The following is a 15,881-nucleotide window of genomic DNA, read 5'->3' on the forward strand; positions in this document are numbered from 1 at the left end:
TCATCGATCACGCAGGATGGCGTGGGCTGCCTTGTTGTGCGCGGCTGGGCCTGCCCGCAAGCTGGCAAGGGTTGGGGCCGAGCAACGGCGCCACCACGGCATTGGCCGATGCTGCAGTGGCAGCGGCGGCGGTAGCAGCATTGGCAACGGGTGCGGCTGCCATCGGCTGCGCCGCTGCCCGGGGGCTGCTGGCGCTGCCAGCCCCGGTGGGCGCTGGTGCATCGGTTGGTGCCACGGCACCTGCAGCACGGTCTGCACCTGCCGCCCCGGCCGAGGCGGCTGCGCGCGCTGGTGATGGCGCACCGCCATTGCTCTGCTTGCCTGGCTTGCCCAGTTCCACCACACGCACTGGGGTGCCATCCTTTTGGATGCGCTGCTGACCTGCGGTCACCACCACATCTCCCATGGCCAGACCATCCACCACTTCCACAAACCCGGGGGTGCGCGCACCCAGCTTGACGGGTGTGCGCCGCGCCACGCGGCTGCCAGGCTCCTTGCCATCCACAATCTTGAACACATACGGGCTGCTGCCGTCGGGCACGATGGCTTCCTCGGGGATCACCCGGGCATCGCTGCGCTCGGAAAACACGGCCGTCACGCGCGCAAACATGCCGGGGCGCAGCTGCAGACGCCGGTTGTCAATGCAGCCGCGCACCACCACCGAGCGGCCATCGGCGTCAATCTGGGGGTTGATGGCCTGCACCACGGCGCTGTAGCGCACGCCGGGCAAGGCGTCGAACGCCACCTGGGCGGTCTGGCCCGTGCGGACCTTGCTCTGCAAACGCTCGGGCAGGCGGAAGTCCACATACACCACATCCAGGTCTTCGACATTGACGATGTCGGCACCGTCCTTGAGGTAGTCGCCCACGTTCACCCCGCGAATACCGGCGATGCCGTCAAACGGCGCCACGATCTTCAGGCGCGAGGCCGTGGCCTGCGCCAAGGACAATTTGGCCCGCGCCACTTCGAGGTTGGCGGCACTTTCATCCACCGAACGCTGGCTGATGAAGCCCTGGGCCACCAGTTCCTGATTGCGCTTGTGGTTGGCCTGGGCGATGGAGAGCTCGGCCTGGCTCTGCTGCACCTGGGCGCGGGGTAACTGGTCGTCAAACTGCACCAGCACCTGCCCGCGCCGCACGCGCTCGCCGTCGCGAAAGTTGAGCGCCGTGATGCGACCGCTCACCTCGGGGCGCAGCACCACGCTCTGGCGCGACCGCAGACTGCCCACGGCCTCGGCATCGTCGCGCAAGGCCATCTGCCGCACGGCCACGGCCTCTACCGCCACGGGGCGGCCTGCGCCCCCACCCTTGGCCGCCGCACCAGCCGGCGCGGCGCCACCCCTGCCGTCGGCAGGCGCCTCGCTGCGCACGGACTGGGCCGGTTTCTGAAGCCACCAGGCTGCGCCCGACGCGGCAGCGATGCCGATGACAGCGAAAACGATGTATTTGTTCTTGGACGCCATGGATCAATGAAGCGGGTGATGTGGGGAAGGCAGCCAAACAATGTATCAGTGCGTGTCTTGCGCTGCAGCAAACCTTGGCATACCCACAAGGGCAATTGCGGCAGATTTACGCAGGCTTTACATGCTGCAGAGACAAAAAAAGCCCCGGAGGGGGCTTCTGATGCCGTGGTGCACAGACGCTGCGCACCGATAGACGCCCACCGTCACCCACGCCCCAGGGCTTTTTCGACACCCCGGTTGGCCAGTGCATCGGCCCGCTCGTTGCCTGGATCGCCCGAATGCCCTTTCACCCAGCGCCATTCGATACGGTGACCAGCCGTGCTCACCAGCGCGTCCAGCCGCTGCCACAGCTCCACATTCTTGACCGGCTGCTTGGAGGCCGTGCGCCATCCCTTGGCCTTCCAGCCGTGAATCCACTCGGTGATGCCCTTGCGTACATATTCGCTGTCGAGGTACAGCGTCACGGCGCAGGGGCGCTTCAAGGCCGACAGCGCCTCGATCACGGCCATCAGCTCCATGCGGTTGTTGGTGGTGCCCAGCTCACCCCCAAAAAGCTCTTTTTCTGTCGATCCCGAACGCAACCATGCACCCCATCCCCCAGGGCCGGGGTTGCCCTTGCAGGCGCCATCTGTGTATATCTCTACCTGGTTCAAACTGTGTTCCTGTCTCTGTCGTCGCTGTCTGTGAATATGCGCGAGGTGCTACCCGTTGCACCCGCCGGGCCTGCCCGGTTGGCAATGGGCACTGTGGAGGCGGCACGCTGTCGGCTGGACCGCCAGGCGGGCTCCAGCAAACGCATGCCGTGAACCCGCTTGACCGCCACCAGAAAATAAGCCGCGCCAAAAATAGGCCACCACCGCTCGCCCAACGGGTCCATGAAGCCAAAACGCTCCAGCCACTGGGTGCTGCGCACCGCCGGACGATAACAGCCAAACCGGGCCGACTCGACCTCAAAACTCAAAAGCCTGAGCCAGTCGCGCAGGCGCCGGTAGCCAATGAACTCGCCCACATCCGGCAGGTACAAAGTGCCCCCACCCAGACGCTGGATCATGCGGGCACGCCACTGGCGCAGCCCCCACAGGCTGGTCGGGTTCAGCCCGCTGATGACCACCCGGCCCTCGGGCACGAGCACGCGCTCCACTTCACGCAGGGCGGCGTGGGGGTCAATGCTCAACTCCAGGGTATGGGGCAGCACCAGCAGATCGAGGCTCGCCGCCGCAAACGGCAAGGCCACGGGCTCTGTCAGCAGATCCACCGCGCGGCGCTGCAGGGGGGCATCGCCATTACCGGTCTCTAGAAAGGCGATGGAACCCCGCACCGCCTCCTGCCCCAGCGCCAGCCATTGGTGCGGCATGCGGTTGGTGCGAAGGCCATCCAGCAAGGGCATTCCAAGCTGCAGGCTGTGGTAGCCAAAGATATCGGCCACCGCCTCATCGAAGCGCGCCTGCTCCCACGCCAGCAGGTACCGGCCCGGCGGGGAATCGAACCAGTGGTGCAAACCTATAATTTCCATGACAGCGCGGAACCATTCGGCATGTACTAGAACTTTCCGTTATAAATCAACACATTACAACTAGTTTGCGGTGTGACAGCGGGCCTCTAAAAACACCATTTGGCACACCAAAGCACCATCTGGTGTGACAATCAGTGTGCCAAAACCAATCTGTCACACCGCCATGCCAACCATCCGCCTTCGCAACGGCCGCCACCAAGCCCAGGTCCGCATCAAAGAGGGCGGGGTCATTGTCCACCAGGAGAGTGCCACGTTTGATACCCACGCCCAAGCCAAGGCATGGGGGCTGGCACTGGAAAAGCGGATCGCCAAGGATGGCGTGATGGCGCGCAAGCAGGGGCAGATTTCCCTGGCAGACCTGATGGACACGCATGTGAAGATGCTCAAGAAGATCGGGCGCGAGTACGAAGCTGTCGAGCACAGGTTCAAGAACATCCGGGCCTACCCGTTCACCGAAAAGCCTGTGGATACCGTCACATCGGCCGACTTCATCGACTGGGCGGTGCAGCACGCCCCAGGGCGCTCCCCGGCCACCCTGCTGAACCACATGATGGCCGTGCGTGCAGCGTACCGGGCCGCCCCAGTGGCACACGGCGTCCCGCTGGACATGGCAGTGGTCACAAACGCCATGGACCACCTACGGCGCATGCAGGTGGTGGCCCCAAGCCAGCGACGCGACCGCCGCGTGTCCGACAAGGAGCTGGACCAGATCGAGGCGTGGTGGCGCAAGCTGGAAGGCACCATGATCCCGCTCCCAACCATCCTGCGGTTTCTAGTAGCCCTGCCCCGCCGCCGCGAGGAAGTCATGAACGCCATGTGGGAAGACTACAACCCTGAAACCCACACGCTGCTGCTGCGTGACACCAAGCACCCGACCATGCCCCGGGATGAAGTTGTGCCGGTGCCGCCTGCTGCCCAGGCCATCCTGGCAGGTCTGCCGCGCACCAAGGGCCGCATCTTCCCGTACCGGGGCGCCTCGGTCAGTGCGGCTTTCCAGCGGGCAGCCAAGCTGCTGGAGTTGGAAGACATCACACTGCACGACCTTCGGCACGAAGGGATCAGCAGGCTTTTCGAGGCTGGATTGTCCATCCCCGAGGTGTCTTTGATTTCAGGGCACACCAGCTGGGAATCGCTCAAGCGGTACACGCACATTCAGCCAAAGCATGTGCTGGAGAAGCTGGGCGCCGGAAAGGCCAAGAGGTAGCGAAGCCGTCCATTGCGGGCAGTTTCTTAGGCAGAATCCCTGCATGGCAGCCCCGAACACCGTAGACCTCCCGCCCTGCCGCCCAGGCATGGCAGACATCCACCGCCGCGCCACAAACGCATTCCGAGCACACTGGCGCGCCCATGGTGCCGCGCTTCCGAAAAAGCTGGTTCTCACCAAGCAGCAGGCCGACGATTTGCACCTGTGCCGCCTCTATGGCTGCGTGCCAATGGATGGCGCGAAGCCAGAGCAAGGCAAGTTCAACGGCAGCCCGATTGAGGTGTCGGATGCCACGCCGGGTGTGCTGGTGGCGCATGACGGCACCGAAATGCCGCTGGCGGACTTCGACCAACTGGCTCCAGCCTGACCGCAATTGAGTACCGCCGCCCTGCTCTGCTTGGTTGTTGCGATTACCGATGGTGACACCCTGACCGCGCGCTGTGATCAGGATCTGTCCTACGTACGCATCACCGTCCGCATTAGCGCCATCGACGCACCCGAGAAGCGCCAGGCTTTCGGGCAGGTGTCGCGCCAGCACCTGGCGAAGCTCTGTTTCAACACCAAAGCAGTCATCACCCCAAAGACGCTGGACAAGTACGGCCGCACGCTCGGGGAAGTGGAGTGCCAGGGGCAAGACGTGGGCACTGAGCAGGTGCGATCAGGGATGGCGTGGTACTACGTCAAATATGGGAAGGGGTATGAGCACCTGCAGGAGATGGAAGCCGAGGCGCGGGATGCGAGCCGGGGGCTATGGAGCCAGGAGGCCGTGGCGCCGTGGGAGTGGCGGAGAGCGTTGCGTAAACAACAATACAGTAGGGCCTTAGCACTTGTACTACGCCCATCTACTTCGTTGTGATGTACAGTAAGGCATACTTTTTATGGGTTACGAAAAGGCGATCAAGCTCTCTAACGCCCAGTTAGAGAAGCGCATTCGGAGCGTGGCGGAAGATAGCGCGAACGTTGTTATCACGGTCCATGCGAAAGCACGCATGCGCGAACGAAAGGTGAATGTGATAGCGGTCTATGAGGCCCTACGCAAGGGAACTATCAAACACCCGCCAGAGCCAAATCTGGGAAAGCAATCTCTTGAGTGCCGGATGGAACATTACACAGCAGGTAAGAATGTTTGCGTAGTGGTCGCCCTCTCAGATGAGAACCCATTGTTAGTCTGCGTGACTGTTTTTTACTGTGATTAAGGAGAGAAATATGTACCACTACACGGAGTGCGGATTGCTCAACGTGTGGCTGGAAAACGGCTACACCAAGCACGAAACCCAATACGGGTCTGGCGTGAGCATTTGCGATGTTGATGGATTGCATCAAGCACTTGCTTTGGCTATAGCTGACAAGGAAGGAAGCATCACCGGAAAGGAATTGCGGTTTATACGCACCATGCTCGATTTGTCACAATCTGCCCTGGGAAAACTAGTGGGTTCCACAGAGCAGTCGGTAAGCCTTTGGGAGCGCAGAGGACGCGTTCCAAAGGCCGCAGAGATCATCATTAGGATGATGCTTCTTGAGAAATTGAACGGCAATGTGAAAGTGGCCGAAATCATCGCGAAGGCAAGCTTCGTAGATCGCGTGATCAACCAAAGGATTGTCGCGACAGAGAAGCGACATAAATGGGCATCCAAAATCGCCGCTGCAAGCGACGAGCGATTCGCGCTGGCGGCTTAGAACAGCGCTAATCTCGAACAACCGCCCACCGAGGCGGTTTTCTTTTGCCCACTCGCTCAACTAGGGCGTTACCCCTGACGGCCCCGATGTACTGTAAATTTCCACAGTACATCATGTCGCCCATCCACATCTCCAGCCCCATCAAGGCCACGGTCCTGACGCTCTACGTGCGCGGCGGCAGGCACCCGTTTGCCAGCAAGGTGCACGAGTACACCGGGGAGTTGACCGTGGTGCGCCTTGAGGGCCGGTTCGGCACTGTCCCTGCTCTGCACTTGGACTGCTTCAACCCCCAACGCCTGTTTGAGCCACGCATCGTGGACATGGTGTCCGGCGAGCTGGAGATCCACGGCATGGAGCGGACCAAAGAAGGCGACTGGGTGGCCCAGGCCTGGCGGCTTCATCTGGGCGGCTAGTCGGTACAACCGAAGCCTGGACGTTGAGATCGTGCCACTTCCTCTGTGGCAGTCACTGGTTGCCCGGCCTGCTGCTCTCAGCGTACTTCGTTCCCCAGCGCCGGTTCCCAGCCTTTGTGTTGTGGTGGTGGCTGTTGGGCGCCGCCTTCGATAACTGCGCGCGCCACCACCGGACAGTTTCGGGCGTTCACAAAGTGCGGGATTTTCATGCGGTTGAGCTGCTCGGTTTGCAGCTGCTCACGGGTCTTGCCGTGCTTTCCAATGCGAATCCCTGTAAGGTCCGCAATCTCTTTCGCGGTCAGGAACATGCTTTTTTGGGTAGTCACGTCCATGTTCATTATCCTGAGTCCGACGATCTACCGGTCACGCAGCATTTCACGAGTCCACTTCAGAGTTTCCATTGCACCAACGTTTGAAACAGGCATGTCCCCGAGTTGGTCGTACGCTTCACTCAGGTACTTCTCGAAGCGATCCGCGAATTGGGAGTCAGACTCGCTGAAAGTCTTCACAAAGCAAGCCGCCAAAGTTGCAAGAGCGAGTCGGCCTTGATCAACGGGATCGCCCCGTTTGGCAGCGGATGTGTCGGTCATGCGTACCCCAGATGATTGGTGAGGGTTGATGTTAGCTCCTAGGTTCGCCCACACAAAGCGGGAAAACGGCAAATCACCGGTTTTGAAAGGTCGGCCCTCCAACCCCCGAAAGGCCATGCTGGGCCAAAGTCGGAGGGGCTGCCCAGGTCGCCATATTCCACGCAGCCCCCTGGGATCGAAACCCCGCAGGGGGCTGCCAACCTGATGCGTACCTGAAGAGGAGACGAAAATATCGCGTTCAGATACCGACATAAAAACTCCTTCGATCTACTCTCCGAGCATCTCAACACAAGGAGCTCCCGTGCCCCATTCAAACTTGGCCGCCGCTACCGCCGCTTGCGAAGAAGCCATAGATCGAGACCGTCGGTACAACATTGAAAATGGCATCTGGCCCAGCTCGGTGATAGTCGCCGATCGGTTTCTAGCTCGCCGCCTGGAACTCGTGGATGCGTACGCAGAGATTCACGCGAAACTCAGCAGTACCTGGCGTGGGCTGGACGTCTTTTTCGACACCCTGTTCAGCGCAGCGACCGTTTGGCATCCCGACGAAATGCAGCAGGCCCGCTCAGACTGCCAGGAGCTGATCGAGCTCAACAGGCAGATTGAGCGGCAGGCCTCAGCACTGGCGGGGCTCATGGATCGACGCACAGATTTAAGCAACGCATCAGGCTTCGGAAGCGGGACGCACTATCACGTTGTCGATGTGATCGCAAAAGCCGCGACAGACCTTCCCGCGTTCAACGGATGGGTGCAGGAGCCTCTTGATGTAGTTCGCTCAAGGTTTGATCTGAAGTATTGGCCCACCCCTGCCGACTTTGTCCGGGAGTTGGCGCGAGATGCAGGGGGCGCTACGCCACAGCCTACAGACCCGATCACCCAAGCCGCTACGTCTGGCAGAGCTGCAAAATCCGATTTCTTCAAAGGTTTTTTCGAGCTACTGCGCGAGAACAGTGCCAGGAACCATGGCCCATTGCCCCGCGATTTCGAGCTCTCGGACAGAACTTTGGCATCCTTGGGCAACTGCGCGCTTGACCTCGGTCCAGATGACTTGGTTACCGACGCATATGTGAAGGGCATTCGACAACGCAGGCGGGAGGGAGAAAAGCGCGGCAAGATGCCGCCTGACAGCGCGGCGGTCTAAGCTTGCAACGTGCTATCCGGGTCGCAACACGGTTGGTCAATCCAGCACCGCGAACCGCCCCGCCTCCAGCGCATCCCTCCGCTTGCCCGGCAAGTACACCCCCTCCTGCGCTTCTCGGATCCGTTTCTGCCGCATGTTCACGCTCTGCGCCAGCTGCATGGCCTGGATGCGGCGGTTCGGGTTCTTCTCGTTGAACCTGGCGATGGCCTCGCGGGCCTCTGACTTCCCTTCCTCGTCTCCCGCCATGGCTGCCATGGCGAACTGCTCCACCAGGGCACTGCGCCGCGCCATCAGCGAGCGATCCTGCTGAACGATGGCGCTCTTGCCCTCGAACGAATTTCGCACGCTCGACGGCGAGAACCCAGATGCTTGACCCAGCAGCTCGGCCGCGCCCACCTCGTCCTGCACGACGATGCCCGACTTGTCCCGCACGCCCTCGGTGCCGTAGCGGAAGGACTTCAGCGGCCCGCGCAGCACGGCGGGCGCCATTGCCTCCAGCCCACGCAGGTAGCGACCGTCACCCATGTCCTGCAGGCCCTTGAGCACGTTGATGCCGATACCGGCCACGGGCCCCAGCGCGGCAGCCATGGCGGACTCGCCCAGGCGCTGTCCTTCCAGCCCTTCCTGCACATCCGGGAAGATCAGCTTGTCCAAGCCCACCCGGCCCGAGATATCCCAGGGGGTCAGGCGGGACAGCCCGTGCGCCATCACCTCAGCGGGTTTCTGTCCGAAGGTGTCGGCCAGCATGTTCTGCAGCGCCACTTGGGCATCCCAAGGTTCGTCGTCGTCGCCGCCCAGCATCGAGGCAGCGGCCAGCAGTGTCGTCACCATGGGCAGGCCCAGGGCCCCGGCCGCCAGGCCATGCATCACCAGCAGGCCACCCAGCGCCTTGCGCGCCTGTGCCCGATCTTGCGGCGATGCACCCTTCAGCGACTGCTGGGCGTTGCGCACCAGGGTGTAGACCATGTTCTGTCCGTACTGTTTGAACAGCAGCACCACCCGCGCGACGTTCCCTTGCATCGCCCGGGGGCGGTTGTTGGAGCTGTAGTCGAAGTGGCCGTCGTAGGTGGCCTGCACCGCCTGCTCGTAGGCTGCCTTGTCGCCAGCACCGGCTTCGCGCGCCAAGCGGTAGGCGGCCACGAAGGTGATCTGGCGGTTGAACTTCTCAGCGTGGTGGAACATCCAGCTGGCAGCCCGCATCACCGGCCGCAGCTTGTACGACACGTTCTGATCCTCGCCCTGGGCGATACCGGCCAAGTCGTGGGCCATGGTCACGTCGATGACGCCCGAGCGCACAGCCTCATCGAACGCGGCCTTTTCCTCAGCGCTCAGGCTACCCGTGATGTCGTTCTTTCCCCGGGCGGCTTCACCCGAGGCCTTGAGCAGCGCGGCGCTGGCCTTCTTGAATCCCCACTTCGCGCCCATCACCGGATAGGCTACCAGGGCGGTCTGCGTCAGGTTGACCATGGCGGAGGCAGGCGACAGGCCCAGGTGGAAGATAAAGCCCAGACTGGTGAGCGCGGTGGACACTGCATTCGTCTTGGGGTTCATGGCCGCGTCGTGGCGCTTGACCATCTCGTCCACCACCTGCTGCGCCTTCACGGAGTCGAAGCCGCTGTCGGTAGATCCAGCGTCCACCCGGCGCTGCATCTCGCCCAGTTCGTCCTGCAGTCGGTCGCCGTAGCGCAGCTTGGCCAGGTAGCTGGCGCCGTGGAACACGTTTTGTGCGAAGGCCCGGCGGGCGTCTTGGCTGAAACCGGCCGTGCCCTTGCGGTGGATCCCGTGCTTCGCCCATGACAGGTCGGGCAGCGATGAGAGGTACAGCTGGCCCAGGGCATCTTCCAGCTCCGCGCGCTGCTTGGTGTCCATGCCCTGTTTGTCCAGCACGCCGTAAAGCTGCTCCATGAAACCCCGGCCCACGCTGTCGCGCTCAGCCACGAAGTCCTTGGCCTTGAGGACTTTGCCCACGCTGAAGCCCTTGCTGGAAGGGAATGCGCGCTGCAGTTGCCCGCGCGTGGCATCCGCCTCGGCCATGGTCTCGGCCCGGCTCACGTTGGCCACCTTGCCATCGGCGTCTTTGACCACCACCACGTACTGGCCGAAGCGGGCCAGCGGGAAGTACACGCCCTTGATGTGGCCGAAGAACTCGTCGTCCATCCGCTTGAGCATGGCGGCCTTGCGCTCGGAACTGATCTCGGTGCGCTCGATGCGTTCCTTGATCGCGCTGCGCACGTCGCGCATGTGCTGGCGGTAGGTGTCCCGTGCCCGTGCATACACGTCCTTTGCGCCGGGCGTGAGGGTGTTGTAACGCGCCTGCAGCTTGGTCCAGTCGGTCTTGTTGTCCCCCTCAACGAAGTCCTTGGAGGGGTCGATCTGCGCCAGGGTGGAGTCGTGCATCAGCTCTGCCAGCGCGCGCTCGTCGGGTAGCTTGGCCCAGTCCTGCGCCAGCTGATCAGCGCCAGAGCCTGCTTCGTTCTTGTCGGCGTCCATGCGCGCCATCAGATCGCTGTACCGGCGCATCTCGGGCAGCATGTCACCGTACACGTCCACCAGTTGGCGGCGGCCTAGCAGCTGCAGGCCGAGGCCACGGTAATCGGTTGCCTTAAAACCGGCCTGCTTCTTCAGATCGGTGATCGTGACGCCCTTCAGCGTTTCCCCGACCCGACCAGCCAGAGAGTTTTCCCCCTGTGTCCGAAAGCGCGTGATGTCGCCGCCCGTTCCCGCCACAGGCGCGGGTGTGCCGGATTGATCGATGGCCTTCAGGACGAAGCGCTCGGCTTCGGTGTAGGTCATCTTGCGGATGCGCTCGGCAAGGCGTCCCATGCCCATGCGGTCGGCAACGCTGGCCAACCAACTGGCCAGGGCTCGGACCCGAAGTCCAAGGCGGGTGCCCGCTTGCTTCTGGGCACGCAGCTCTTGTGCCACGACAGCCAGGCCTTCCTCGATGGCCAGGGCCTCATAGCGGGCGGTCAGCTCACTACCGGCATGGCCCAGGTCGCGTAGTGCCTGCAACTGCTGGGGTGCGTCCGCGGCCTCCCGTTTCCACCGGTTCGCAAACTCCTGCACGCGGGTGTCACGCTTTGCCAAGTCCAGCATGGCCTGCACATAATCGGGCGCTGGCAACACATTGCGCAAACCCAGGTGAAACATCTCATGGAAAACCGTCTCAGCGACAGCGTCAGCACTCCCGTGAGCGGAGGCAACGATGACGATGCGGCCCTCGCCTGGTATCGCCGCACCCATTACGCCGTCCGGCGCATCGACCCCAAGCTCCTGGCTCCGGGTCACGATGTCGATTGGTGGCGGGTTGGCCAGCCCCGCAAGGGCCTCCTGCACCGCCTGCTGGGCCTCTTCAGGCGATAGCCCGCGCGCCGGGACGACCTGGTCGCTGCTGCTGAAGAGCACACCAAGACCTTCGCCGTCCGATCGCGTGGAACCAACCTCCTCCATCCTGGTGGTGGACCGTGGTGCTGCTGCGCGCGCCGGGCGCGGGCCAGCCGGGGCAGAATCCGCTCCTGATTTCATAGCTTCTGGCGCTTCCTGCACAAGCGTGGGCACCTGATTTCCACCCGTTTCAGGGAGTGGGCCAGACCGTGGGGGGCGATCCTGCAGCTGTCCGCCCATTTTGGGGGCGACCGAAGTGCGGCCAGCGCTTGACTCATCAGCGCCTGCAGCTACAAATTCAGTAGCATTTAAGGTGATGGGAACCGTGGTGCTGGCCGCCCCCGTGCTGCTCATCGTGCTAGCGGTCGGGATGCTGGCCATATTCCCCTTGGCAGCACTGTCGGCGGCGGCTTCGATCTCCGCCACCACCTGAGGCAAGCGCTTGCCCGTGGTCTCGATGCCCAGGCCGCGCGCGATGCGGTTGGCCTGCATGGCGTTGGTGCGCCAGTTGGGCGCGCGTGATGCGGGTCCTTCAAATGTGGGATTTCCCCGCATTTGCTGCGGGACTGGCGCGCTGCCCTTCTCCTTCAGCACGAAGCCCAGCGTTTCGTCGCCCCCCGCTGGAACCACCTCGTGTGTGCCCGCGAGCTGCTGTTGCTGCAGGGCCTGCTGGGCAACTTGCCGCGATTCGAACGGCGCGCCGCTGTCGCTGGCCACGGTCTGAGGTGCACGCGCGGGCTGGTTGGCACGGTTGACCACCTCGGCCCCGAGCTCTGGTCGCACACCGTCGGCCCCCGCCACCATGCGGCCGGTGGGCGCGTTGTCGAAGGTCACCTGGGGCAAGGCAGAGTTTCCTGTTTCGGTCACCGGCACCACCGGGGTGATGTTGCTCATACCCAGGTCGGTGCGGCGCTGGCGTTCGCCTTCAACCTGCTGGAGCTGCGCAGTCGCCTCATTGCTGAGCGCCACGGCCTCGGGCCGAGTCTCGGCGCGCACGCTGCCGTCCTGGCTGGCCAGCATGCGCCCGGATGGGCTCTGGTCGAACGGCAGCATGGCTGCGGCTTCATCCTGGGGCATGGCGGCACGCGCAGCGGGATCAAGGCGCGCGGTGGGCGCCACGTCATAGCCGCGTCCCGATGGGTGAGGGATCACCGATATGGCGATGCCCTCTGCTGCAGCTGCGCGGCGCAGCGCGTGGGCCCTGTTCAACTGCATCGGTTCGCCAGGCGCCAGGTCGGCGGCAAGGGCAAGTTCTGCGACACGCGCTGCGTCTGGGTTCACCTGCCCCTCGGGCGCGGTGGGCGCAGGGAAGTCCAACCCATCGACGGGCGCTTGGTCCTGCTCGGGCGCGAGGGACAGCCTCTCGGGCGGCGCATCATCCGAACGTGCATCGAAGTTCGGCAGCACCCGCCCCCGCTCCATGTCCTGGGGCGTCAGCTCCACGGGGGCCGCCGGTGCACCGCCAACCAGATCCTGCAGGCGCGCATCACGCATCGCGCGAACACCAGCGGGCAACGACTGGTTGTCCAGGTCCGCCAGGTTCAGGCGGGCTTCACGCTGCTGAGCTTCGGGCAGCCGGGAAATTGCAGCCTCCAACGTGGCGCGCTGCTCCTGCGCCGTGGGCTCCGCTGGTGTCGGTGCGAGGCCCAGGTCTCCAGCCAGCGATGCCGCTTTCGACAGTGGGCCTGCATTGGGATCGATGGCAGGTACTGCAGGCTGTGCAGGTGCTGCAGCCGCACCCACAGATGGATCATCTGCATTCACGGTCGCGGCTGCTGGAGCCTGTTGCTGTTGGCCACCCGTGAGCAGCGACACTCCACCACCGGTTGCTGCGCCCAAGGCCGCCCCCATACCGGCTGCAGCAGCAACGCCCTTGCTCGGATCAATGGTCGCGTCAAACGGCATCGCGGCGCGCTGGCCTTCGTACTGTGTGACGCCCTCCTCGATGGCCTCTTGTGCACCTTCCACCGCCCCGGTCTTCAGCGCGCGGGAGGCTGCGTTACCCGCAAAGCCCTTAGCCCCGGCCACAAGGCGCTCAGCACCCACCACGCCGCCGACACCACCGATGACAGCGGGCAGGACGCTGGCCCCGCGCCCGGCGGCCACAGCCTGCTCATCCGTCGCGCCCGCCTTGGTCGACAGCTCGTAGGCCGCGCCAGCAGCATCACCACCCGCCATGGCAGCACCAGCAGCAGCACCGCCAGCCAAGCCACCGCGCGCAGCGTTCAGACCGGCGATGGATGCCAGCGTGCGCCCGCCCTTGACGGCCAGGCCAGGGCCGACGAACGAGCCGACCGCTTGGGCTGCGGAGAGCACTGGGTTGTTCACCACGTAACTGCCCACGGCGCCCAGCTCGTCCATCACGCCGTCGGCGTTGGCCACACCCTGGCGGAAGCGCTGCTTCTCCGCCTTGACGGCATCACTCTGGCTGGCCTCGCCCACTTGAACGATGTTCTTGTCGATCCAGCCGGAGACTGCATTGCCGGGGCGCACAAAGTTGGCCGCTGCGGACACACCGCCGGCCGCTGCGTTCGCGGCCTCGATTACCGTGTCATTGGCAATGGCGGCAAGGGTGCGGCGCTTGGGCGGCGTCGGAGGGAGGCCGAAGGCTTCCTCATAGCTGACGGTTCCAGCGCTGGGTGCAGCTGGAGTGGATGTGAGCCCGAAGGCGTCTTCGTAGGAGATGGTGTCTTTGGCCATCCCTGCAGTCTTCCGACTTCAGGGGCTGGCGTCGAACCCTACTGGGGCTGGCGCACTTCTGACGCTGACTGGCCCTGCTAGAGTGCAGCAAGGAGGAAACCATGAACCCAGCAACTCGAATACTTGCAGTTTTAGAGTCATTCTTACCACTTGCCCATGGCAACCCTCAGGTCGATGGATGGAACACTTGGCTTGAGGGGACGGGGACTGCAGCACGAGATGAGAATGTGATGCGCGCTCTTCAGGCGATTCGTAAGGAAGTTCGGCTCTTGGAACGCAAAATGATCGAGCTCCAGGTCCCAGAGCCCCTTTACGCAGGAGCGATCAAAGGCCTAACCGACACCTTTAGGACAGCTTTCCTGCACGTGCAATGGGGCAAAGTTCACGCAAAAGTAACGGCTGCGGAGGTCCGCGCTAGCCTCGCGTGGATGTCTTGGGTGCTCGGAAAGTTCGATGAGAACGAAGTTGATACAAAGGTGATGGCCACGCTGGTACAGGCGCTTCAGGACCAAGAAACTCTGCTGCAAGGCGCGAACCTGCCGGCAGGCTTGAGAGAACTACTTGAAGGTCAAGTGGAAGAGTTGCGCATTGCGCTGATGCTCTATCGACTGAATGGGGTGCAGCCCATCGTGGACGCGGTGAACAAGCAGTCTGGCGAGATGAGGAATGCACCAGAGGAGTTAGTGGCCGAAGTCGCGAAGGCCGGTCCTGAAGCGCGGAGCGCTGTAGCCAATGGGATGGACCTGATTTCGAAGGCTGCAAAGGTAGCGGAGAGTGGATCGAAGATCGTGAAGTTCGGCAAGGAGATCTACGAACTCAGCGTGAGTGGTTACACGATGCTCGGACAAGCCATCGCCTCATCGTCCACACCCTTGCCGTAAAGAGAGAGCTTCGGATCGTCATGGCTTGTCGCTGGGCCGTAGGAGCTGGGCGTGAAAAAGCCCGCGCGGGGCGGGCTACAAATTACATCAGACGCACATCATCAGGATGCCAGCGACCATGCAACCAAACCACATGAATATATAAATTTGGATTATCTTTTCTTGCCTTTGCAATCCACATTCGCGACATCGAGACATTCTTTTTCAGTATCCCTCGCAAACTATCTCTGAGCATCTCTTCGTCAAATTCGCCTCTTTTAATTCCAATTGCAAGGAATTCAAAATAGTTCAAGATGTAGCGAAGTGCCATCTCATCGATACCATCCGTTGGCTGCTCAGTGATCTCGGGGCTAGCCTTCTTGCGCTTGTCATAGTCCGAGTAGTGCGCACCCACCTTGTCTGCGTAGCCCATGTACGTCGCCGAAAGACGGGACTGTAGCAGCGTAGTGATCGTATGCTGCTTGATGGAATTTCTGAGAGTAAGTAACGACGTGATTAACCAGCCAAAGAAAGCTGTGGCAGCAGGCACCACTACAACCCAGTGCTTAGCTGTTAATCGATATTGCGACTTTGCAGGAAGATAAAACGCTTGCCAGCCCACAGCAAGAACGAAGACGACTGCGAATCCAAACAACAAAAAACCCAGCATAGAGCTGGGTTTTATGCTTGGCTTAATTGCCTTAGGCGTAGCCATCGCCTTCTCGGAATAGTTGCATCATCATTTCCTCCAAAAAGTGCGAGGCCTGCTAACGCCAATATCGGCAACAGGCCCTGCCAGCACACACCTTGTAGTTACCTACAGGTGCCGCTGAGCCCTAAGTGTAGATCACTTTGCGGAACTGCGTCACCCGAGGTCTCGAAGGATTCGCCTCAAGACACGCCGCAAAATCTATGATAGCGACCATCGGCAACGGTT

At 62.4% G+C, this 15,881-nt stretch carries 15 protein-coding genes; 8 read left to right on the plus strand and 7 right to left on the minus strand.

From position 1 onward, the window contains the following. Nucleotides 1–7 precede the first annotated feature (7 nt). From KW832_RS12845 to KW832_RS12855, 3 genes are all read right to left on the minus strand, one after another. Nucleotides 8–1,462, minus strand: coding sequence for an efflux RND transporter periplasmic adaptor subunit (locus KW832_RS12845; RefSeq protein ID WP_218300181.1), 1,455 nt, complete (start codon nt 1,460–1,462; stop codon nt 8–10). Between the two features lie 203 nt (nt 1,463–1,665). After that, nucleotides 1,666–2,115, minus strand: coding sequence for a ribonuclease HI (gene rnhA / locus KW832_RS12850; protein WP_055398194.1), 450 nt, complete (start codon nt 2,113–2,115; stop codon nt 1,666–1,668). Further along, the gene (locus KW832_RS12855; protein WP_255577708.1) at nt 2,112–2,975 is read right to left on the minus strand and encodes a class I SAM-dependent methyltransferase; all 864 of its coding nucleotides are present in this window, start codon (nt 2,973–2,975) and stop codon (nt 2,112–2,114) included. Before KW832_RS12855 ends, rnhA begins: the two co-directional genes overlap by 4 nt. A 163-nt stretch (nt 2,976–3,138) precedes the next feature. Between KW832_RS12855 and KW832_RS12860 the strand changes: the two genes are divergently transcribed. The 6 genes from KW832_RS12860 (at nt 3,139) to KW832_RS12885 (ending at nt 6,269) form a co-directional block, all read left to right on the plus strand. Further along, entirely contained in the window at nt 3,139–4,179 is a 1,041-nt protein-coding gene (locus KW832_RS12860; RefSeq protein WP_218300184.1) for a site-specific integrase, read from the plus strand. A 43-nt stretch (nt 4,180–4,222) separates the two neighbouring features. Further along, the gene (locus KW832_RS12865; protein WP_255577709.1) at nt 4,223–4,546 is read left to right on the plus strand and encodes a hypothetical protein; all 324 of its coding nucleotides are present in this window, start codon (nt 4,223–4,225) and stop codon (nt 4,544–4,546) included. A gap of 6 nt (nt 4,547–4,552) precedes the next feature. Further along, nucleotides 4,553–5,035 carry a thermonuclease family protein gene (locus KW832_RS12870; RefSeq protein WP_255577710.1) on the plus strand — a complete coding sequence of 161 codons (483 nt, stop codon included), beginning with the start codon at nt 4,553–4,555 and terminating at the stop codon, nt 5,033–5,035. 22 nt (nt 5,036–5,057) lie between these two features. Then, a complete protein-coding gene (locus tag KW832_RS12875; RefSeq protein ID WP_218300186.1) occupies nt 5,058–5,375 on the plus strand; it encodes a DUF4258 domain-containing protein in 318 nt (105 codons plus the stop codon). A 10-nt stretch (nt 5,376–5,385) separates the two neighbouring features. Then, on the plus strand, nt 5,386–5,856 hold the full coding sequence (locus KW832_RS12880; RefSeq protein ID WP_218300187.1) for a transcriptional regulator: 471 nt from the start codon (nt 5,386–5,388) through the stop codon (nt 5,854–5,856). A 113-nt stretch (nt 5,857–5,969) separates the two neighbouring features. After that, nucleotides 5,970–6,269: a hypothetical protein gene (locus KW832_RS12885; RefSeq protein ID WP_218300188.1), complete on the plus strand. Its 300-nt coding sequence runs from the start codon at nt 5,970–5,972 to the stop codon at nt 6,267–6,269. A 77-nt stretch (nt 6,270–6,346) separates the two neighbouring features. Here the strand turns inward: KW832_RS12885 and KW832_RS12890 are convergent, their stop codons facing one another. Beyond that, nucleotides 6,347–6,601 carry a DUF4224 domain-containing protein gene (locus tag KW832_RS12890; protein WP_218300191.1) on the minus strand — a complete coding sequence of 85 codons (255 nt, stop codon included), beginning with the start codon at nt 6,599–6,601 and terminating at the stop codon, nt 6,347–6,349. Nucleotides 6,602–6,625: 24 nt separating this feature from the next. Further along, a complete protein-coding gene (locus KW832_RS12895; RefSeq protein ID WP_218300193.1) occupies nt 6,626–6,859 on the minus strand; it encodes a hypothetical protein in 234 nt (77 codons plus the stop codon). A 301-nt stretch (nt 6,860–7,160) separates the two neighbouring features. Between KW832_RS12895 and KW832_RS12900 the strand changes: the two genes are divergently transcribed. Further along, on the plus strand, nt 7,161–8,000 hold the full coding sequence (locus KW832_RS12900; RefSeq protein ID WP_218300194.1) for a hypothetical protein: 840 nt from the start codon (nt 7,161–7,163) through the stop codon (nt 7,998–8,000). Between the two features lie 36 nt (nt 8,001–8,036). On the opposite strand, the gene KW832_RS12905 is transcribed toward KW832_RS12900, so the two are convergent. After that, on the minus strand, nt 8,037–14,084 hold the full coding sequence (locus tag KW832_RS12905) for a PLxRFG domain-containing protein (protein ID WP_218300195.1): 6,048 nt from the start codon (nt 14,082–14,084) through the stop codon (nt 8,037–8,039). Between the two features lie 101 nt (nt 14,085–14,185). On the opposite strand from KW832_RS12905, the gene KW832_RS12910 reads away from it, so the two are divergent. Next, entirely contained in the window at nt 14,186–14,965 is a 780-nt protein-coding gene (locus tag KW832_RS12910) for a hypothetical protein (RefSeq protein WP_218300198.1), read from the plus strand. Between the two features lie 82 nt (nt 14,966–15,047). Here KW832_RS12910 and KW832_RS12915 read toward each other — a convergent pair whose 3' ends face one another. After that, nucleotides 15,048–15,659 (minus strand): DUF4760 domain-containing protein, encoded by a 612-nt coding sequence (locus KW832_RS12915; RefSeq protein WP_218300200.1) that lies wholly within the window; start codon nt 15,657–15,659, stop codon nt 15,048–15,050. Between the last annotated feature and the right edge of the window lie 222 nt (nt 15,660–15,881).

The sequence above is a fragment of the Acidovorax sp. sif0632 genome (assembly GCF_019218805.1).
In the GTDB taxonomy this organism is placed as follows: Bacteria; Pseudomonadota; Gammaproteobacteria; order Burkholderiales; family Burkholderiaceae_C; genus Acidovorax; species Acidovorax facilis.

What these genes read in the sequence shown, in the direction of transcription:
- KW832_RS12845 (WP_218300181.1), bottom strand. Translation starts at nt 1,462, where the DNA reads ATGGCGTCCAAGAACAAATACATCGTTTTCGCTGTCATCGGCATCGCT.
- KW832_RS12855 (WP_255577708.1), bottom strand. Translation starts at nt 2,975, where the DNA reads ATGGAAATTATAGGTTTGCACCACTGGTTCGATTCCCCGCCGGGCCGG.
- KW832_RS12860 (WP_218300184.1), top strand. Translation starts at nt 3,139, where the DNA reads ATGCCAACCATCCGCCTTCGCAACGGCCGCCACCAAGCCCAGGTCCGC.
- KW832_RS12865 (WP_255577709.1), top strand. Translation starts at nt 4,223, where the DNA reads ATGGCAGCCCCGAACACCGTAGACCTCCCGCCCTGCCGCCCAGGCATG.
- KW832_RS12875 (WP_218300186.1), top strand. Translation starts at nt 5,058, where the DNA reads ATGGGTTACGAAAAGGCGATCAAGCTCTCTAACGCCCAGTTAGAGAAG.
- KW832_RS12880 (WP_218300187.1), top strand. Translation starts at nt 5,386, where the DNA reads ATGTACCACTACACGGAGTGCGGATTGCTCAACGTGTGGCTGGAAAAC.
- KW832_RS12885 (WP_218300188.1), top strand. Translation starts at nt 5,970, where the DNA reads ATGTCGCCCATCCACATCTCCAGCCCCATCAAGGCCACGGTCCTGACG.
- KW832_RS12890 (WP_218300191.1), bottom strand. Translation starts at nt 6,601, where the DNA reads ATGGACGTGACTACCCAAAAAAGCATGTTCCTGACCGCGAAAGAGATT.
- KW832_RS12895 (WP_218300193.1), bottom strand. Translation starts at nt 6,859, where the DNA reads ATGACCGACACATCCGCTGCCAAACGGGGCGATCCCGTTGATCAAGGC.
- KW832_RS12905 (WP_218300195.1), bottom strand. Translation starts at nt 14,084, where the DNA reads ATGGCCAAAGACACCATCTCCTACGAAGACGCCTTCGGGCTCACATCC.
- KW832_RS12910 (WP_218300198.1), top strand. Translation starts at nt 14,186, where the DNA reads ATGAACCCAGCAACTCGAATACTTGCAGTTTTAGAGTCATTCTTACCA.
- KW832_RS12915 (WP_218300200.1), bottom strand. Translation starts at nt 15,659, where the DNA reads ATGGCTACGCCTAAGGCAATTAAGCCAAGCATAAAACCCAGCTCTATG.